This is a genomic window from Kineosporia succinea, from assembly GCF_030811555.1.
In the GTDB taxonomy this organism is placed as follows: domain Bacteria; phylum Actinomycetota; class Actinomycetes; order Actinomycetales; family Kineosporiaceae; genus Kineosporia; species Kineosporia succinea.
Genome location: NZ_JAUSQZ010000001.1, coordinates 1,553,663 through 1,572,300, shown reverse-complemented (window position 1 = coordinate 1,572,300; position 18,638 = coordinate 1,553,663). Strand labels below are relative to the sequence as shown.

Below are 18,638 nucleotides of genomic sequence, written 5' to 3'. Positions count from 1 at the left end.
TCGCCGACGGTAGGGTCAAGACATGTCACCCGCCGTTGCGCCGGCCCGGCAGGACGGGATGCGTGAGCACAACCTCTCGCTCGCCCTGTCGGCCGTGCTGGAGTCCGCCGAGCCGGTGTCCCGGGCCCAGGTGGCGGCCCGCACCGGCCTGTCCCGGGCCGCGGTGACCAACCTGGTCGACCGGCTGGTGGAGTTCGGCCTGGTGCGGGAGCTGGCCCCGGTGGCGCTGCCGCGGGGCCGTCCGGCGGTGCCGCTCGTGCCCGCCGCGCGCACCCTCGCCGCCCTCGGTCTCGAGGTCAATGTCGACTACCTGGGTGTACGGGCGCTCGACCTGACCGGTGAGGTCGTCGCCGAGCAGATGGTGCGGGGTGACCTGCGCGGGTCCGAGCCCTCCGAGGTGGCGGGCCGTCTGCGGAGGGTCGCGGACGAGGTGAGGGCGTCCGTGGTCGCGCAGGGGATGCGCGTGGCCGGGGCGACCCTGGCGCTGCCCGGCCTGCTCGACGCCAACTCGGTGCTGCGCACCGCGCCCAACCTGGGCTGGCGCGACCTCGACACGCTGAGCCTGTTGCCGGCCGGAACCGTGGCCGGGGCGGCCGGTTTCGCGGTCGCCAACGAGGCCGACCTGGCCGCCCGGGCCGAGATCCGGGTGCGCGTCACCGATCCGGCCGGTGGGACGGAACCCAGCTTCTTCTACGTCTCCGGCGAGATCGGGATCGGCGGGGCCCGGGTGCTCGACGGAGAGCTGATCGCCGGGCGGCACGGCTGGGCCGGGGAGATCGGGCACGTGGTGGTGGGTTCGGGTGGTTCGGCCGGGTCCGGTCTGGTGCGGCTGGAGGACGTCGCGGGTCAGCACGCGCTGCTGCGCGCCGCCGGGCTGCCTGCCGGGGCCCCGCCGACCGCACTGCTCGAGGCCGTGACCAACCGGAACCCCGCGGCCCTGAACGCGGTTCGCGACGCCGGCCGGGCCCTCGGCATCGCGCTCGCGGCCGTCGCGCACATCTCCGACATCGACGAGGTGGTGCTGGGCGGCACGTTCGCCGCGCTCTTCGACGCCGTCGCCCCCACGGTCGCGGCGGTGCTCGGGGAACTGGTGGTCTTCAGCGACTGGGCGCCGATGAGTGTGACCCGAGCCCGGGCGGGCGACTACGCGGCCCTGAGCGGCGCCGCGTACACCGTGATCGATCGGCTGGTGTCGCAGCCCAGTCTCTGGGGCCCGTTGCGTTCAGTGAACGGGTGAGGTCCGGCCGGGTGGCGCCGGGCGGGGGGAGCTCAAGCCGGAGGCCGTGACCGTCGAGCGTTCCGGCAATCGTCACGGGACGGAGGTCGCGGTGTCGGACACTGTGGTCGACGAGGATTACCTGGCCGAACTACGCAGCCAGGTCGAGGCTTACGGGCGCGGGCAGGCCCGGGCCGAGTACGCGCTGGACGGAACCGTGCTGGCGGTGAACGAGAGGTTCGCCGACCTGATCGGGTACACACCGGGTGAGCTGGTCGGGCGCAACCACAGCGCCCTGGTGCCGGACGAGGTGGTCGGGTCGCCGGAGTACGAGCGGCTCTGGGACGAACTGCGTTCGGGCGGCAACCCGAACGGCGAGTTCCGCCGGGTCTGGCAGGGCAAGCGCGACCTGTGGATCCGCTCCACCTGGACGCCCGTGCTCGACGCCGCCGGTGACGTGGTCAAGGTGATCGAGTACGCCCTCGACATCACCGCCGCCAAACGCGCCGCCGCCGACGCCCAGGGCAAGATCGACGCGATCAGCCGCTCCCAGGCCGTGATCGAGTTCGACCTGGGCGGGGTGGTGATCGACGTCAACGACAACTTCCTCGAGACCGTGGGCTACGAGCGGGACGAGGTGATCGGCAAGCACCACCGCATGTTCGTGCCGCCCGAGGACGCCCGCTCCGCCGCCTACCGTCAGTTCTGGCAGCGCCTGGGTGAGGGCGAGTTCGTGGCCGGCGAGTTCCACCGGGTCGGCAAGGGGGGCCGCGACGTCTGGCTGCAGGCCGTCTACAACCCGATCCTGGACATTGACGGAAAGCCCTGGAAGGTGGTGAAGTTCGCGGTCGACATCACCCAGGTCAAACGGGCCAACGCCGACTTCGAGGGCAAGGTCACCGCGATCGACCGGTCCCAGGCCGTGATCGAGTTCGACCTGAACGGTGTGATCCAGACCGCGAACGACAACTTCCTCGAGACCATGGGCTACGACCGGGACGAGGTCATCGGCAAGCACCACCGCATGTTCGTGCCTCCGGCCGAGGCCAACTCCGAGGAGTACCAGCGCTTCTGGAAACGACTGCGGGACGGCGATTTCGTCTCCGGTGAGTTCCACCGCCTCGCCCGCAACGGCCGTGACGTTTGGCTCCAGGCGATCTACAACCCGATCTTCGACATCGACGGGAAGCCGTGGAAGGTGGTCAAGTTCGCGGTCGACGTGACCGGGGCGAAGACCCGCAACGCCGACTTCGAGGGCAAGATCACCGCGATCATGCGCTCGCAGGCGGTGATCGAGTTCGACCTCGAGGGAACGGTACTCGACGCCAACGACGCCTTCCTCGACCTGATGGGTTACCGCCTCGAGGAAATCCGAGGCCGCCACCACCGGCTCTTCGTGCGCTCCGACGAGGCGGCCAGTGCCGAGTACCAGATGTTCTGGGACAAGCTCTCACGCGGCGAGTACGACTCGGGCGAGTACCTGCGGGTGGGCAAGGACGGGCGCGAGGTGTGGATCCGCGCCACCTACAACCCGATCCTCAACGCCGAGGGAAAGCCGTTCAAGGTGGTCAAGTTCGCCACCGACGTGACGGCCGAGAAGCTGCGCAACGCTGAGTACGCCGGGCGGGTGGCGGCTCTGAACCGGGCCCAGGCGGTGATCGAGTTCGACCTCGAGGGAAAGATCCTCACGGCGAACGACAACTTCCTGGCCACCATGGGCTACACGATGCGCGAGATCGTCGACCAGCACCACAGCATCTTCTGCACACCCGACTACGTGACCTCGCCGGAGTACCGCGACTTCTGGTTGCGCCTGCAGCGTGGGGAGTTCCGCTCGGGCCGGTTCCGCCGGGTCGGCAAGTACGGGCGCGACGTCTGGATCCAGGCCAGCTACAACCCGATCCTCGACCTGTCGGGCAAGCCGGTGAAGGTGATCAAGTACGCGTACGACGTCACCGAACAGGTACAGCTCGAGCAGCGCCTGCAGGCCAAGACCGAGGCGATGAGCGCTGCGGTGCAACGGCTCACCGAGTCGATCGAGGCGATCTCGATGAGTACCCGCGACGCCAGCCGCTGGTCGGACTCGACCCAGGAGGACGCCGAGACCGGATCGGCGGCCCTGCGCGAGTCGTCGGAGGCGATCTCGCTGATCCAGCGCAGCTCGGCCCAGATCGGCGAGATCGTGCAGGTGATGAGCGACATCGCCGACCAGACCAACCTTCTCGCGTTCAACGCCTCGATCGAGGCGGCCCGCGCGGGGGAGCACGGTCTGGGCTTCTCGGTGGTCGCGGGGGAGGTGCGCAAGCTGGCGGAACGTTCGGCCGACGCGGCGCGGGAGATCTCCAAGCTGGTGCAGGAATCCACGACCCGGGTGAACCAGGGGGCCGAGGTCTCGCGCAAGGCCGGCGACGCGTTCGAGGAGATCGTCACCAGCGTGGGCCGCACGAGCACCTCGATCGAGCTGATCGTGCAGGCGACGCTGACCCAGGTGGAGGCCTCGGGCGAGGTGTCGTCGCTGATCGCGGAGCTGCTGGGCGGCTCCGCCTCCGAAGCGACCACCCAGCCCGGATGACCGCCACCTACGGCCTCTTCGCCATCGGTGAGGCCTGCGTGGCGCTGCCGCTGTCGGCGGTGCGGGAGGTGACGCCCTGCCCGGAACCGCTGGCGGCGCTGCCGGTCTCGGCCCGCGGGCTGCTCGGTGCGGTGAACCTGCGCGGGCAGGTGATCGCCGTGCTCGACCTGCTGCCGGAGATCGACCACGGTTCGGCCGGGCACCGCGTGGTGGTGGTCATGCACCACCGGGACCGGCTGCTCGGGCTCCTGGTCGACAGCGTGCACGGGGTCACCTCGCCGCCGGCCCTCCAGCAGGTGGGGACGCACGAGCACCGGCTCCCGGTGTCGCACGCCTTCCCGGCGCCGACGCAGGAGGACGAGGGCAGGGGCATCGTCTCCGTGCTCGACGTGGAGGCCCTGTTCGCCCTGCCCGGTATCCCGGCGCTGCGGGAGGACGAGGCCGGGGACGGGGTCTTCGGGGCGGACGGGACGGCGGCCGACGCCACCGACCTGGCCGGGTCGATGCTGCTGGTGCGCTGCGCGGACCACCGGCTCACGCTGAACATCGACGCCGTGCACACCATCGTGCCCCGGGTGACGGTGCGCAGCTCGCCGTTGCGGCACGGATCCTGCCGCGGGGTCACCGACTACGGCGGCGCCGAGGTGCCGGTGTTCGACCCGCTGGCCCTGGCCGGTCTCGGCGAGCTCTCGGCGGGCGACACCGAGGGCGTCGCGGTGAAGTTCCGGGACGGGGTGGTGGTGATGCTGCTGTCCGAGGTGCTCGAGCTGATCCCGGCGTCGGCCGGGCAGCGGTTCACGCTGCCCGGGGTGCAGGTGCCCGGTCGCCGGTACCTGGACGGGGTGGTGCGGGTGCCCGGGCGGGGCGACTTCCTCTCGCTGTCGGTCGAGGCCATCCTCGCGCACGAGGACCTGAACGCGCTGTCGCGGCTGAACACCCCTCCACGCCACGAGGGGGTTCCGGCCCCGCGGGCGGCGGACGACGAGGAGAGCGCGGGGCAGAGCCGGGCGGGCGGGACCTACCTGACCTTCTCGGTGGGCCGGGACTTCGCGGTGCCGCTCGAGCAGGTGGTCGAGATCCTGCCCTTCCCGGAGCAGTACTCGGTGCTGCGAGCCGGTGACGAAGACGTCCTGGGCCTGTTCACCCACCGCGACACCGTGGTGCCGCTCTACCGCCTGTCCGGTCTGCTCCGGGCCGGGGACCCGTCGCTGCCGGCCGCCTACGTGCTCGTGGTGAGCGCGGGGCCGGACGGGCGGGTGGTCGGCCTCGCGGTGCACGCGCTGCGCGCCATCGAGCGCTCGATCTGGGAGGACCCGGCGGCGCCGGGCGAGGCACCCTCCGGGGAACCGTCGCTGGAACAGGCGCTGGCCCGGCGGCGCACGATCCGGCTGGCGGCCATCGGCACCTCCGACGAGCCGCGGATGCTGACCCGGGTGGACCTCTCCGCGGTGGGAGCCGCGCTGGTCCCGGACTCACCCACCCGGTTGACCACCACGTCCTCAGGCACCGGAATTCTGGCACCGCATGCCAATTGACAGTGGGTGAAGCAATTCGCGTCACCCGGTCGGTTCAGCTGCTCCGAACGGGTGACCGTTCCGGCCGTCGGCTCAATCTCTCACGTTCCGTCACCGAGCGAGACCCATACGGGGGTCAGGCGTCCAGGTGCTGGAACGGAGAACGAAGTTGTCGGACGACACGGGCCTCTCGCATGAGGAGCGCGAGCTTCTCGCGGAGCTAAGAAGCCAGGTTGATGCGTTCGGTCGAGGTCAGGCCGTCGCGGAGTACGCCCCCGACGGCACGGTGATGCGGGCCAACGAGCGCTTTGCCGAGCTCATGGGCTACAGCACGGTCGAGATCATCGGGCGCAATCACAGTTCGTTCGTGCCCAGCGAGGTGGTCGAGACCTCCGAGTACGCGGAACTCTGGGAGGAGCTGCGGTCCGGTGGCAACCTCACCGGCGAGTTCCGCCGGGTCTGGCAGGGCAAGCGCGCCCTGTGGATCCGTTCCACCTTCGTGCCGGTGAAGAACGGCGAGGGCCGCGTGGTGAAGGTGGTCGAGTACGCGCTCGACATCACCGGCGGACGCCGCGCCACGGCCGACGCCGAGGGAAAGATCCAGGCCATCAACCGTTCCCAGGCCGTCATCGAGTTCGACCTCGGTGGGGTGATCCTCGACGCGAACGACAACTTCTGCGAGGCCATGGGCTACTCGCGGCAGGAGGTCGTCGGCCAGCACCACCGCATGTTCGTGCCCGCCGAGGAGGCCCGTTCCGCCGCCTATCGTCAGTTCTGGGAGCGCCTGGGCGAGGGCGAGTTCGTGGCCGGCGAGTTCCACCGGGTCGGCAAGGGCGGTCGTGACGTCTGGCTCCAGGCCGTCTACAACCCGATCATCGGGATCGACGGAAAGCCCTGGAAGATCGTGAAGTACGCGGTCGACGTGACCGCGGCCAAGCAGGTGAGCGCCGACTACGCGGGCAAGGCCGCCGCGATGGACCGCTCGCAGGCCGTCATCGAGTTCGACCTGAACGGCAAGATCCTCTCGGTCAACGACAACTTCCTGGCCACGGTCGGGTACGACCGCGACGAGGTCGTCGGCCAGCACCACCGGATGTTCGTGCCCGCCCAGGTCGCCGAGTCGGACGAGTACGCCGACTTCTGGCGCCGCATCCGCGAGGGCGAGTACCAGACCGGCGAGTTCCACCGTCTCGGCAAGGGCAGTCGCGACATCTGGCTCCAGGCCACCTACAACCCGATCTTCGGGCTGAACGGAAGGCCCTGGAAGGTGGTCAAGTTCGCCACCGACGTGACCGCCGAGAAGCTGCGCAACGCCGACTTCGAGGGCAAGATCGATGCGATCGGCCGCTCCCAGGCGGTGATCGAGTTCGACCTCGAGGGCAACGTGCTCACGGCGAACCCGCTGTTCTGCGACCTGATGGGCTACCGCCTGGAGGAGATCCGCGGCCGCCACCACCGGTTGTTCGTCTCCGCCGACGAGGCCTCGCGGCCGGAGTACCAGTTCTTCTGGGAGAAGCTGGGACGCGGCGAGTTCGACTCGGGTGAGTACAAGCGGATCACCAAGAACGGCCGTGAGGTCTGGATCCGGGCCACCTACAACCCGATCCTGACCAGCGAGGGCCGCCCGTTCAAGGTGGTCAAGTTCGCCAGCGACGTGACCGCCGACAAGCTGCGCAACTCCGAGTTCGCGGGGCGCGTGGCGGCGATCAACCGGGCCCAGGCCGTGATCGAGTTCGACCTCGACGGCAAGATCCTGGTCGCCAACGACAACTTCCTCAAGACGATGGGCTACACCCAGAGCGAGATCGTCGGCCAGCACCACAGCATCTTCTGCACCCAGGACTACGTGCTGTCGGAGGACTACCGGGACTTCTGGCTGCGGCTGCAGAACGGTGAGCTGCGCTCCGGAAGGTTCCACCGGGTGGGCAAGTTCGGCCGCAACGTGTGGATCCAGGCCAGCTACAACCCGATCCTCGACCTCTCGGGCAAGCCGATGAAGGTGATCAAGTACGCGTACGACATCACCGACCAGGTGCAGCTCGAGCAGCGCCTCAACCAGAAGGCCGAGGCGATGAGCGAAGCCGTGCAGCGGCTCAGTGAGTCGATCGAGGCGATCTCGATGAGCACGTCCGACGCCAGCCGCTGGTCGTCGTCCACCCAGGACGACGCCGAGGCCGGATCGGCGTCGCTGCGTGAGTCGGTCGAGGCGATCTCGCTGATCCAGCGCAGCTCGGCCCAGATCGGCGAGATCGTGCAGGTGATGAGCGACATCGCCGATCAGACCAACCTTCTCGCGTTCAACGCCTCGATCGAGGCGGCGCGGGCCGGTGAGCACGGTCTGGGCTTCTCGGTGGTCGCCGGTGAGGTGCGCAAGCTGGCCGAGCGGTCGGCCGACGCGGCGCGCGAGATCTCCAAGCTGGTGCAGGAATCCACGATGCGGGTCAACGAGGGCGCCCGGGTGTCGGAGAAGGCCGGTGAGTCGTTCGAGGAGATCGTCGGCAGCGTCTCGCGCACCAGCGCCTCGATCGAGCTGATCGTGACCGCGACGAAGACCCAGGTCGAGGCCTCGGCGAAGGTCAGCCGGCTGATCGAGGAACTGCTCGGCGCCTCGCAGCAGAGTGCCCAGGGATGAGCGAGAGCGCCGATCTGGCCTCGACCACCTACGGGCTCTTCGCCACCGGTGAGGCCTGCGTCGGGGTGCCGCTGTCGGACGTGCGGGAGGTGACTCCCTGCCCGGACAAGCTGGAGGTGCTGCCGGCGAACGCCCCCGGCCTGCTCGGGGCGCTGAACCTGCGCGGCCAGGTGATCCCGGTGCTCGACCTGCTGCGGATGCGGCCCGAGCACGCGCTCGGGGCGGACGGTTCCTCCGGGCGGGAGCCCGGCGACGGTCACACGCCACGTCGCGTCATCGTGGTGCTGCTGCGCGAGCGGCAGTTGCTCGGTCTGATCGTCGACAGCGTGCACGGGGTCACGACTCCGCCCCGGCTGACCCGGATGGGGACGCCGGACGGGCAGGGGCTGCTGGTGTCGCACACCTTCACCCGGGCCGAGACCGGCGGCATCGTCAGCGTTCTCGACGTCGCCGCGATGTTCGCGCTACCCGGTGTGCCGGTGGTGCAGGAGGAGGGACGCGCGGACGGGCTCTTCGGGGCCGGTGCCGGTGAGCCGGGTTCGGTGCTGCACGTCGGCACCGGGCAGAACTCGATGCTGCTGGTGCGCTGCGCCGAGCACCGGCTGGCGATCTCGATCGAGTCGGTGCACACCATCCTGCCCCGGGTGAAGGTGCGTAGCTCACCGCTGAGACACGGCTCCTGCAAGGGGGTCGCCGACTACGGAGGGGCCGAGATCCCGGTCTTCGACCCGCTCGAGCTGGCCGGGCTGGGCAGTTTGAACAACGAGGACGCCGAGGGCGTGGCCATCCGTTTCCGCGACGGGCTGGTGGTGATGCTGCTGTCCGAGGTGCTGGAGCTGATCAACACCGGCTCGGTGGAGACGATGGCGCTGCCCGCGATCCAGGTCCCCGGCCGGCGCTACCTCGAGAACGTGCTGCGGGTGCCCGGTCACGGTGACTTCCTCACCCTCGCGGTCGGCTCGATGCTCGAGCACGACGACCTGAAGGCCCTGTCCCGGCTGAACACCCCCCACGACAGCGGGGTTCCGGCCCAGCGGCTGGGCGAGATCTCGGACGCCGACACCTGGACCCGGGAGGCCAAGACCAGCGAGACCTACCTGACGTTCTCGGCCGGCCGGGACATGGCCGTGCCGCTGCGCCAGGTGGTGGAGATCCTGGAGTTCCCGGAGCGGTACTCGGTGCTGGAGGCCGGGCACGAGAAGGTGCTCGGCCTGTTCACGCACCGCGACACGGTGGTGCCGCTGTACCGGCTGACCCGGCTGCTCGAAGTGCCCGACTCGCCGCTGGAGTCGTCGTACGTGCTGATCGTGAGCACCGACCCGGAAGGCGGCAGCGGCCAGGTGGTCGGGCTGGTGGTGCACGCGCTGCGGGCGATCGAGAAGGCCGTCTGGGAGGACCCGGACCCGAAACGCTCCGGCCACCCGGCCGGTTCGCTCGAGGCCGCGCTGCTCGACTTCACCATGATGCGGGTGGCGCCGATCGGCACGGCCGACGAGCCACGGATGCTGCCGCGGGTCGATCTGTCGGCGATCGGGTCGGCCCTGGTGCCCCTCGACATCGAGGAACCGGTGAGCGTCTAGGGGTTGGCTGGTGGCCCGGGGGATAGCAAGATGGGCGGCCAGCCATCCTCGAGCGTTCCAGGAGGCACTTCAGTGCGGATCGGTATGCCGCTGCCGTACAGCGGGAGTTTCGTCGAGACCGTCGATCAGCTGCCCGATTACCACGCGGCCGGCCTGGGCATCGTCTACGTCGCCGAGGTCTACGGCTTCGACGCCGTGAGCCAGCTCGGGTTCATCGCCGCGAAGGTGCCGGGCCTGGAGATCGCCTCGAACATCCTGCCGATCTACACCCGCACCCCGGCCCTGCTGGCGATGACCGCGGCCGGGCTCGACCACGTCTCCGGCGGCCGGTTCACGCTCGGCCTCGGGGCCAGTGGTCCGCAGGTCATCGAGGGGTTCCACGGCGTGAGGTACGACGCCCCGGTGGGCCGCACCCGGGAGATCGTCGAGATCTGCCGGCAGGTCTGGCGCCGCGAGAAGCTCGAGCACGCGGGCCCGCACTACCGGATTCCGCGCGAGGGCGGGCTCGGCAAGCCGCTGAAGCTCATCAACCACCCCGAGCGCGGGCGCATCCCGATCCTGATCGCGGCCATGGGCCCGAAGAACGTGGAGCTCGCGGCCGAGGTGGCCGAGGGCTGGGCACCGTTCTTCTTCCGGCCCGAGGGTTTTCAGGAGGTCTGGGGTGCGTCGCTGGCCTCCGGATTCTCCCGGCGGGCTCCCGAGCTGGGTGCGCTCGACGTGGTGGTCCCGGTGCCCGTCGCCATCGGCGACGGCACCGAAGCGCTGCTCGAGTTCGCGCGTCCTCAATTCGCCCTCTACATCGGGGGAATGGGCGCGAAGGGCAAGAACTTCTACCACGACCTGGCCACCCGCTACGGCTACGGGGCACAGGCCGACCGGATCCAGGAGCTGTACCTGGCCGGGCGCAAGGAGGAGGCCGCGGCCGCCGTGCCGGCCGACCTGCTCCGCTCGACCGCACTGGTGGGGCCGGCCTCCTGGGTGGCGGAACGACTGGCCGCGCTGGACGAGGCCGGGGTGACCACACTGTCGATCCAGCCCTTCGACCGCACGCATGCCGAGCGGGTGAAGACGATCGAGACCCTGGCCGGGCTGTTGCCCTAGATCCAGCTGGGCAGCCACATCCGGTCGCTCCAGCTGGACTGCGGGATGACCTGAGCGGTGTAGATCGGCACGAAGAACCAGAAGGCCAGCACCGCGAGCACGACCACCGAACCGGCGAGCCAGGCCCCGTTGCGCCGTCGCCGCGAGGAGTCGTGGGTGCGCCCGAGGATCAGGCCGAGCACGTAGACCAGGGTGAGCACGACCCACGGGGTGAACGCGATCGTGTAGAAGTTGAAGATCGTGCGGTGCTGGTACTGGAACCAGGGCAGGTAACCGGCCACCAGCCCGGCCAGCACGGCCCCGGCGCGCCAGTCGCGGCGCGCCGCCCAGCGGAACAGCAGCACCACGATGCCGAGCGTCGCACCCCACCAGATCACCGGGTTGCCGAGCGCGGTGATGGCCTCGGAGCACTGGTCGACCGTGCAGCCCTTCTGCCCCAGCGTCGGGTCTTCGTAGTAGAAGGCGGTGGGGCGGCCCATCACGATCCACGACCAGGGGTTGGCCATGTACGGGTGCGTGGCCTCCAGGTTGATGTTGAAGTTCCACATCTGCGAGTGGTAGAACGCCAGGCTCCGCAGCGCCTCCGGGAGCCAGGTGATGCCCTGCCCGGGGTTCTCGGCGGCCCACTGCCGGTCGTACCCGTCGCTGGAGAGGAACCACCCGGTCCACGAGGCCAGGTAGGTGGCACCGGCGACCACGAGCATCCCGGCGCCGGAGATCGCGCCCCAGAACACCGAACCCAGGAACCAGTGCCGCAGGCCGACCGCCCGGCGGGCCCCGGCGTCCCACAGGATGATCATGATGCCGAAGACCAGGGCGAAGTAGAGGCCCGACCACTTGGTGCCGGCGCACAGGCCGAGGCAGACCGCGGCGGCGATGCGCCACCAGTGCACACCCATCCACCAGCGGAACGAGTCGCCGGTGGTCTGCTCGCGCTCGGCGAACTCGGCCTGCGCCCGCAGCGCCAGCCGGCGGCGGCCGGTGTCCCGGTCGACCAGCACGCACCCGAACGCGGCCAGGGCCCAGAACATCACGAAGACGTCGAGCAGACCGGTGCGGCTGTGCACGAAGTGCTCGCCGTCGATCGAGAGCAGCAGACCGGCGGTGAGGCCGAGCAGGGTGGACCCGAACAACCGCCGGGCGATCAGGATGATCATCAGGATCGACAGGGTGCCGACCAGGGCGGACGAGAAGCGCCAGCCGAACGAGCTGGTCGGGCCGAAGACCCACTCGCCCAGGCCGATCATCCACTTGCCGACCGGCGGGTGCACCACGAAGTCGGGAGAGCTGGTGAAGACGTCGATGTCGCCCTTGTTCCAGCGCGGGTCGACGTCCTCGCCCTTGCCCTGCCAGGCCAGCTCGTAGCCGGCCCGGATCATCGACCAGCCCTGCTTGACGTAGTAGGTCTCGTCGAACACCAGGGTGCCGGGACGGCCCAGGTGCCAGAACCGGATGAAGCCGCCGAACGCGGTGACGGCCAGCACGGCGAGCCAGCCCCGCGGGCTCAGGCGGGGCTGGCGCCGGATCGGCGAGGGGGGCTGGACCTCGCGCACCGCGGCGCGCGTGGCCACGGCTGAGCTGGTCACCCGCGTCATCGTAGGGCCTTCGTCTTTGAGGTACTGGTGGACGAGGTGGGTGCACCTGCCAGACTTGGGGCGCCGACCGCTTCGAGCGGGTACGGGGAGCGGATGAACTGGGAGGACGGGCACGGGTGAGTGCGTCGGCGGAGACCACACCGGTCGATCAGGAGCCTCGGCCTCCGGAGGAGACCCGGTGGGAGAGGCTCCTGAGGCTGTTGAAGACCCGGCCGGACGATCCGTCGGGGCCGGTCCTGGTGTTCGTGGCCCTGGTCGCGTTCGGGTTCGGGCTGTACGCCACGTCGGGTCTGTGGGGCGGGATGGCGAGCCGGGTGATCTCCGGCAACGTGCCCGACGCCATGCACTACTCGTGGTGGCTCGGTCACACCCCGCACGCGCTGGGCTCTTTCGAGACGCCGTTCGAGACCGACGACATGAACTGGCCCGGCGGCGTCGGGGCGATGAACAACACCACGCTGCTGCTGCCGGCGATCGTGCTCTCGCCGTTCACGCTGCTGTGGAGCTCGCTGTTCACGCTGAACCTGCTGAACGTGCTGGCGGTCCCGGCCTGTTTCGCGGCCGGTTACTGGGCCCTGCGGCGGGTGCCGGGCGTCTCCACCGGGGCCGCCTCGGTCGGCGCGATCTGCTTCGCGATCTCCCCGGCGATCGTGAACTCGCTGACCGGGCACATCACCATGGCCTTCGCGCCCGGCCTGCCGATCCTCATCGCGCTCAGCGTCGAGGCCTGGACCACCGACCGCTGGCGCCGCACCGGCGTCTGGCTCGGTGTGGTCGCGCTGCTGCAGGTGTTCGTCGGTGAGGAGGTGCTGTTCCAGGCCGGTCTGGGCGCGCTGCTGATCCTGCTGACCGCCGCGGCCTGCCGTCCGCGCCAGATCCGGGTCGCGGCCAAGCGCCTGGCCCGTACCCTCGCGGTGGCCTTCGCGGTGTTCCTGCCGTTCGCCGCGTACCCGCTCTACCTGCAGTTCTTCGGGCCGCACGCGCATCACGGAAGTCCCTTCGCCAAGGACTACTTCGGCGCCGACGTGACGGCCTTCTTCACCCCGACCTCGGGTGTGCTGTTCCACACCGCCGAAGACCTGGTGCAGGCCCGGCGGTTCGCCGGTGGCATCGAGGAGCACCTCGCCTACCTGGGCTGGCCGCTGCTCGTCACCTGCCTGGTGACGATCGTGCTGGGCTGGCGCATGGTGGCCGTACGCTGCGCCGCGGTCGGCCTGGCGGTCACGATCGCGCTGTCGCTCGGCGGCCGGATCTGGATCGAGGGCGTGTGGACCGAGCACCAGGGCCCCTACGCGCTGCTGCAGAGCCTGCCGGTGACCGAGGCCTCGCTCGCCACCCGGCTCGGGCTGCTGGTGGCGGTGTTCGCGGGCACGCTGCTCGCGCTCGCGGTGCAGGGGCTGCGCAGCGGTTCCCGGCACCGGTTCCTGCAGCCGACGACCGGCCGGTCCGTGACCACCTGGGCCGTCACCGCCCGCGCCGTGGGAGCGGTCGGGGTGTCGGTCGTCTGCCTGGCCCCGCTGTTGCCGGCGGCGATCCCGGTCGAAGACGCGCCGGTGGTGCCCGCCTGGTTCACCGACGAGGCCCCGCAGCTCGCCGACGACACGGTCGTCGTGGTGCTGCCCTACCCGGTCGCCACGCTGCCCAAGGCGATGCGCTGGCAGTCGGCCTCGGGTTACGCGTTCAAGATGCCCGGCGGCTACTTCCTCGGCCCGGCCTCCGACGGCCAGGCGTACGTCGGGGGTGAGGCGGATCCGACCACCGCCCGGCTGCTCACCGAGGTGCAGTACACGGGCAGCGTTCCGGTGGTCACACCGGCGATGCGGCAGCAGGCCGCGCTCGACATCCAGGCCTGGGGGGCTGACCGCATCGTGCTCGGGCCCGACTCCTCGCAAGACGCGCTGCGGCAGACGGTGACGGCCCTGATCGGGTCCGAGCCGGTGGCCGAAGACGGTGTGCTGGTCTGGGATCTCACGTGACCGGCCGCCTGGTTCTGGCCGCCACCCCGATCGGCGACCCGGAAGACGCCTCGGTGCGGCTGAGCCGCCTGATCGAGACCGCCGACCTGATCGCCGCCGAGGACACCCGGCGGTTCCGGCGTCTGGCCGCGGCCCTGGGGATCACCCCGCAGGGCCGGGTGATCAGCAACCACGAGCACAACGAGGGCTACCGGTCCACCGAGCTGCTCGAGGTGGTCGCCGGTGGCGGCACGGTGCTGGTGGTGAGTGACGCGGGCATGCCGGGGGTCTCGGATCCCGGGCTGCGGGCGGTGCAGGCCGTGGTCGATGCCGGGTTCCCGGTCACGGCTCTGCCCGGGCCGTCGGCCGCGCTGACCGCGCTGGCGCTGAGCGGGCTGCCCACCGACCGGTTCTGCTTCGAGGGGTTCCCGCCCCGCACCAGCGGCAAGCGCTCGTCGGCCTTCCGGGCGCTGGCCGCCGAGCCACGCACGATGATCTTCTTCGAGTCGCCGCGCCGGACGGCCGACACCCTGGCGGCGATGAGTGACGCCTTCGGGGCCGACCGCCCGGCGGCGGTGTGCCGGGAGCTGACCAAGACCTACGAGGAGATCCGGCGCGGCCCGCTGGGCGACCTGGCTTCCTGGGCCGCGTCTTCGGAGGTGCTGGGGGAGATCTGCCTGGTGGTGGGTGGAGCCCCGGAACCGGTGCCGGTCGACCTGTCCGACCCGTCGGCGGCCTCCACGCTGGTCACCCAGGTGCTCGAGCGGGTGGACGCGGGGGAGCGGCTCAAGGAGGCCGTCGCCGCCGTGGCGGCCCAGGCGGGTGCGAACAAGCGCGGGCTCTACGACGCCGCGGTGCGGGCGCGTTCGGACTCGTAGCGCTCCTTCGTGATGCGGTGCAGCACGTGCGGGCCCTGCCAGAAGCCGGGTTCGTAGTCGGGGTTGATGAAGTCGTCGTCGGGTGAGTAGGTCATGCCGATCTTCGTCATCACCCGGCGTGAGGCCGCGTTGGTCACCGTGGTCATCGAGACCAGCTCGGGCTTGCCCAGCGTCCCGAAGGCGAACTCCAGCACCGCCCGGGCTCCCTCGGGCGCGTAACCCTTGCCCCAGAACGGCTTGTCAAGGCGCCAGCCGATCTCGGTGAGGTCGGCGGCCGGGAAGCCGGCGGGCATGGGCCAGAGTCCGATCGTGCCCACGAACTGGCCGGACTCCTTGAGCTCGGTGGCGAACAGGCCCCAGCCGAACTCGTCTATGTGGTGGATGAACCCGTCGACGGCGAGGTCGGACTGCTCGCGGGTTCGGGTGGAGGGGAAGAAGTGCAGCACCTCCGGGTCGGCGTTCATCGCGGCCCAGGGAGCGCGGTCCTCGTCGCGCCACTGGCGCAGGATCAGGCGGTCGGTCTCCAGTCGGATCGTCACCCCGGGAGTCTTTCGTGCTTCCGGTCGGCCGGCCGATCGGTTTCGGGGGCGCTGCGGGGGCGCGTTCCGGGATCGGGCGACTCAGGGGGCGGGGTTTCTCCGAGGGCCGGGCGTTTCGAGGGGCCGGGCGTTTCGAGGGGGCGGGCGTCTCAGGGGGTGAGGTCTTCTCAGGCTCGGGGGCGCAGCACGCAGAACTCGTTGCCCTCCGGGTCGGTCAGCACCGTCCAGGTGACCTCGCCGGGGGCGGCCTGCTCCTGGCCGACGTCGGTGCGCAGCGCGCCCAGGTTGACGAGACGGCTGACCTCGGCGGCCTGGTCGTCGTCGGCGTAGGGGCGAACGTCGAGGTGCAGGCGGTTCTTCACGGTCTTGGGGGCCTCGCTGCGGATGAACTCCAGCAGCGGCCCGGGGGTGGTCAGCTCGATCGTGGCGGTCGGGCCGTCGGGGGCCTCGAGCTCACCGCCGGCGGCCTGCTGCCAGAACGAGCCGAGGGCGGCCGGGTCGTGGGCGAACGCGACGACGGCCGCGACCGGGCCGCGGTTGTCGTACTCGTCGCGGTGCTCGAGCACGCAGAACTCGTTGCCCTCCGGATCGGCGAGCACCACCCAGGGACGCTCCACGCCGATGTCGACGCGGGTGGCGCCGGCCTGCTCCAGCCGGGCCACGGTCTCGGCCTGGTGCGCGGCGTCGCGGGAGGCGAGGTCGAGGTGCAGGCGGTTCCAGCCGTTCTTGGCCTCGGGCACCGGCACGAACGTGAGCTCGAGGCCGGGCTCGCCCGGGGCCGGGGTCAGGTCGCTCTCGTTCACGTCTTCGTAGGAGACGGTCCAGCCCAGTGCCTCACCCCACCAGCGGGCCAGGGCGGCGGGGTCGGCGGAGTCGATCACGAGGTTCGTCAACCGGGTCGGCATGAAGGCAGTCTGGCCCAGACCGGTCAGGGCCGCAGCCGCTCCACCAGATCTCCTGCCGCACCGAGCAAATGGACTGTGCCGTAGACGGCCGGGGCGGTCAGCAGGGCGGCCCTCAGCCGCACGCCGAGCGGCACCGGGGCCAGGAGCAGCAGAGCCGCGGCGGCCACCAGGTCGAACTGGGCCACCGGGTCGCCGAACGGGCTGCTGTGCCAGGGCCGGGCCTCGGCGATGAGCAGCGCCGACGGGCAGGCCAGCACGATCGAGCCGAGCCAGCCGCCGCGCCGGGCCTCGTGGGCGAAGCCGGCCAGCACCGGGGCGGCGACGGCGGCCAGGACGCACCAGCCCAGGGTCTGCTCCGGCGGCGGGTGGGCCGGGCCGAGCCCCAGATGGGCGGCGACCGTGAGGGGCATCTGCACGACCGTTCTCAGCACGGCCCGGTCGGTGCTGGGGGCGAACAGCCCGATCACCGTGATCAGCGCGATCCACAGACCGGCCGAGGTGAAGATGCCGCCCCACAGGTCGCTGGCCGCGGCCTTTCCCGACACCACCCCGAGGGTGACACCCGCGACCGCGGCGACCACCACGTCCGCCATGACTGCCGCTCGGGAGCGCCACCGCGACGGCGCGGGCTCGTCGATCCACTGCACCACGTCTGTCTCCCCCCTCGGGCCGCGTCCGATCCAAGCTCTGGCGCGCACTCTGCGTCAAACACCCATGATCGGTACGTATGCAGGGGCTTGATGCCACTTTCCGTGACGGACGGTGGTGGAGTGACTCCTGCTTGATGCTGGTGTGAACAGATTCACCGATGGGACCGGCATGGCCAGGATCAGGCGATTGGCTATCGGGGCATCGCCGGTGCGTTCACTACCGTTGCCGCGGTGGAGTTCAGGAGAATCCCGGGGTTGCCGCCGTACGTCTTCACCATCATCGACGGGTTGAAGCTCGAGGCGCGACGAGCCGGGAAAGACATCGTGGACCTGGGTTTCGGTAATCCGGACATCCCCAGTCCGGAGATCGCCGTGGAGAAGCTGGCCGAGGCCGCGCGCAATTCGCGCAACCACCGGTACTCCTCGAGCCGGGGCCTGCCCAAGTTGCGCGAGGCGATCGCGGCCCGTTACGCCGACCAGTACGGCGTGGAGCTCGACCCGGTGGCCAACGTCATCGCCACGATCGGCGCGAAAGAGGGCTTCAGTCACCTGATGTGGGTGCTGCTGCAGCCCGGCGACGCGGCGCTGGTGCCCTCGCCGTCGTACCCGATCCACATCTGGGGCCCGTACTTCGCCGGGGCCGACGCCCGGCAGGTCACGATCGGGCCGGGTGGTGCCTCCGACTACGTGGACGCGGTGATGGAGGCCTGGGAGTACGGCTGGCCCAAGCCCCGCGTGGTGGTGCTGTGCTTCCCGCACAATCCGACCACCGCGACCGCCACCAAGGAAGACCTGCAGCGTCTGGTCGACTGGGCACGGCAGCGCGACGTGGTGCTGGTGCACGACTTCGCCTACGCCGACGTCTGGTTCGACGGGGTGCGGCCGCCTTCGATCCTGGAGTGCGAGGGCGCGCTGGAGTGCGCGGTCGAGCTGTACTCGATGACCAAGTCGTTCTCGATGGCGGGCTGGCGGATGGCCTTCCTGCTGGGCAACGCCGAGGTGGTCGCGGCGCTGGCGAAGCTGAAGAGCTACCTCGACTACGGCTCGTTCCAGCCGGTGCAGATCGCGGCCACGGTGACGCTGAACGAGGCCTCGGAGTACCCGGCCGAGGTCAACGCCATCTACGAGGCACGGCGTAATGCCCTGTGCGACGGGCTGACCCGGATCGGGTGGGAGGTGGAGCGGCCGGCCGGGACGATGTTCGTCTGGGCTCCGATCCCGCCCCGGTTCCGCGCGGAGGGCTCGATCGCGTTCGCGACCCGGCTGGTGAAGGAGTGCGACGTGGCGGTGTCGCCGGGTGTCGGGTTCGGGCCGGACGGGGACGGGCACGTGCGGTTCGCGCTGATCGAGAACGAGCACCGCATCGCGCAGGCGGTGCGTCAGATCAAGCGGGGGCTGTTCTAGGGCCTCGTCGCTCTTGCGGGCTTGCGGGCTTGCGGGCTTGCGGACGCGTCGGTCGGGTTCCCGGGCTCCGGTCGGGTGGGGTTGCCCGGGTTGGATC

Annotated in this window: 13 protein-coding genes; 9 read left to right on the top strand and 4 right to left on the bottom strand. The window is 70.5% G+C overall.

Going from position 1 to position 18,638, the window contains the following annotated elements; all coding sequences use genetic code 11:
• Positions 1 to 22: 22 nt before the first annotated feature.
• From J2S57_RS06980 to J2S57_RS06955, 6 genes are all read left to right on the top strand, one after another.
• Positions 23 to 1,237, top strand: coding sequence for an ROK family transcriptional regulator (locus tag J2S57_RS06980; RefSeq protein ID WP_307239633.1), 1,215 nt, complete (start codon positions 23 to 25; stop codon positions 1,235 to 1,237).
• A gap of 91 nt (positions 1,238 to 1,328) precedes the next feature.
• On the top strand, positions 1,329 to 3,788 hold the full coding sequence (locus J2S57_RS06975; protein ID WP_307239631.1) for a methyl-accepting chemotaxis protein: 2,460 nt from the start codon (positions 1,329 to 1,331) through the stop codon (positions 3,786 to 3,788).
• A complete protein-coding gene (locus J2S57_RS06970) occupies positions 3,785 to 5,323 on the top strand; it encodes a chemotaxis protein CheW (protein WP_307239629.1) in 1,539 nt (512 codons plus the stop codon). Before J2S57_RS06975 ends, J2S57_RS06970 begins: the two co-directional genes overlap by 4 nt.
• A gap of 148 nt (positions 5,324 to 5,471) precedes the next feature.
• Positions 5,472 to 7,934, top strand: coding sequence for a methyl-accepting chemotaxis protein (locus tag J2S57_RS06965; RefSeq protein WP_307239627.1), 2,463 nt, complete (start codon positions 5,472 to 5,474; stop codon positions 7,932 to 7,934).
• On the top strand, positions 7,931 to 9,514 hold the full coding sequence (locus tag J2S57_RS06960; protein ID WP_307239626.1) for a chemotaxis protein CheW: 1,584 nt from the start codon (positions 7,931 to 7,933) through the stop codon (positions 9,512 to 9,514). The genes J2S57_RS06965 and J2S57_RS06960 overlap by 4 nt, the downstream gene beginning before the upstream one ends.
• Before the next feature lie 72 nt (positions 9,515 to 9,586).
• Complete coding sequence (locus J2S57_RS06955; RefSeq protein WP_307239624.1) at positions 9,587 to 10,615, top strand: LLM class F420-dependent oxidoreductase; 1,029 nt, start codon at positions 9,587 to 9,589, stop codon at positions 10,613 to 10,615.
• Here the strand turns inward: J2S57_RS06955 and J2S57_RS06950 are convergent.
• A complete protein-coding gene (locus J2S57_RS06950) occupies positions 10,612 to 12,210 on the bottom strand; it encodes a dolichyl-phosphate-mannose--protein mannosyltransferase (protein WP_370882442.1) in 1,599 nt (532 codons plus the stop codon). The genes J2S57_RS06955 and J2S57_RS06950 overlap by 4 nt on opposite strands.
• 200 nt (positions 12,211 to 12,410) lie before the next feature.
• Here J2S57_RS06950 and J2S57_RS06945 point away from each other — a divergent pair, with 200 nt between their 5' ends.
• A complete protein-coding gene (locus tag J2S57_RS06945) occupies positions 12,411 to 14,186 on the top strand; it encodes a hypothetical protein (protein WP_307239620.1) in 1,776 nt (591 codons plus the stop codon).
• On the top strand, positions 14,183 to 15,043 hold the full coding sequence (gene rsmI, locus J2S57_RS06940; protein WP_307239618.1) for a 16S rRNA (cytidine(1402)-2'-O)-methyltransferase: 861 nt from the start codon (positions 14,183 to 14,185) through the stop codon (positions 15,041 to 15,043). The genes J2S57_RS06945 and rsmI overlap by 4 nt, the downstream gene beginning before the upstream one ends.
• Here rsmI and J2S57_RS06935 read toward each other — a convergent pair.
• The 3 genes from J2S57_RS06935 to J2S57_RS06925 form a co-directional block, all read right to left on the bottom strand.
• A complete protein-coding gene (locus tag J2S57_RS06935; RefSeq protein ID WP_307239616.1) occupies positions 15,007 to 15,582 on the bottom strand; it encodes a GNAT family N-acetyltransferase in 576 nt (191 codons plus the stop codon). The genes rsmI and J2S57_RS06935 overlap by 37 nt on opposite strands.
• Before the next feature lie 167 nt (positions 15,583 to 15,749).
• Positions 15,750 to 16,487 carry a VOC family protein gene (locus J2S57_RS06930; RefSeq protein WP_307239614.1) on the bottom strand — a complete coding sequence of 246 codons (738 nt, stop codon included), beginning with the start codon at positions 16,485 to 16,487 and terminating at the stop codon, positions 15,750 to 15,752.
• 23 nt (positions 16,488 to 16,510) lie between these two features.
• Positions 16,511 to 17,137 carry a hypothetical protein gene (locus J2S57_RS06925; protein ID WP_307239612.1) on the bottom strand — a complete coding sequence of 209 codons (627 nt, stop codon included), beginning with the start codon at positions 17,135 to 17,137 and terminating at the stop codon, positions 16,511 to 16,513.
• A 231-nt stretch (positions 17,138 to 17,368) separates the two neighbouring features.
• Between J2S57_RS06925 and J2S57_RS06920 the strand changes: the two genes are divergently transcribed.
• On the top strand, positions 17,369 to 18,541 hold the full coding sequence (locus J2S57_RS06920) for an aminotransferase class I/II-fold pyridoxal phosphate-dependent enzyme (protein ID WP_307239610.1): 1,173 nt from the start codon (positions 17,369 to 17,371) through the stop codon (positions 18,539 to 18,541).
• Positions 18,542 to 18,638 lie beyond the last annotated feature (97 nt).

What these genes read in the sequence shown, in the direction of transcription:
- J2S57_RS06980 (WP_307239633.1), top strand. Translation starts at nt 23, where the DNA reads ATGTCACCCGCCGTTGCGCCGGCCCGGCAGGACGGGATGCGTGAGCAC.
- J2S57_RS06970 (WP_307239629.1), top strand. Translation starts at nt 3,785, where the DNA reads ATGACCGCCACCTACGGCCTCTTCGCCATCGGTGAGGCCTGCGTGGCG.
- J2S57_RS06960 (WP_307239626.1), top strand. Translation starts at nt 7,931, where the DNA reads ATGAGCGAGAGCGCCGATCTGGCCTCGACCACCTACGGGCTCTTCGCC.
- J2S57_RS06950 (WP_370882442.1), bottom strand. Translation starts at nt 12,210, where the DNA reads ATGACGCGGGTGACCAGCTCAGCCGTGGCCACGCGCGCCGCGGTGCGC.
- J2S57_RS06930 (WP_307239614.1), bottom strand. Translation starts at nt 16,487, where the DNA reads ATGCCGACCCGGTTGACGAACCTCGTGATCGACTCCGCCGACCCCGCC.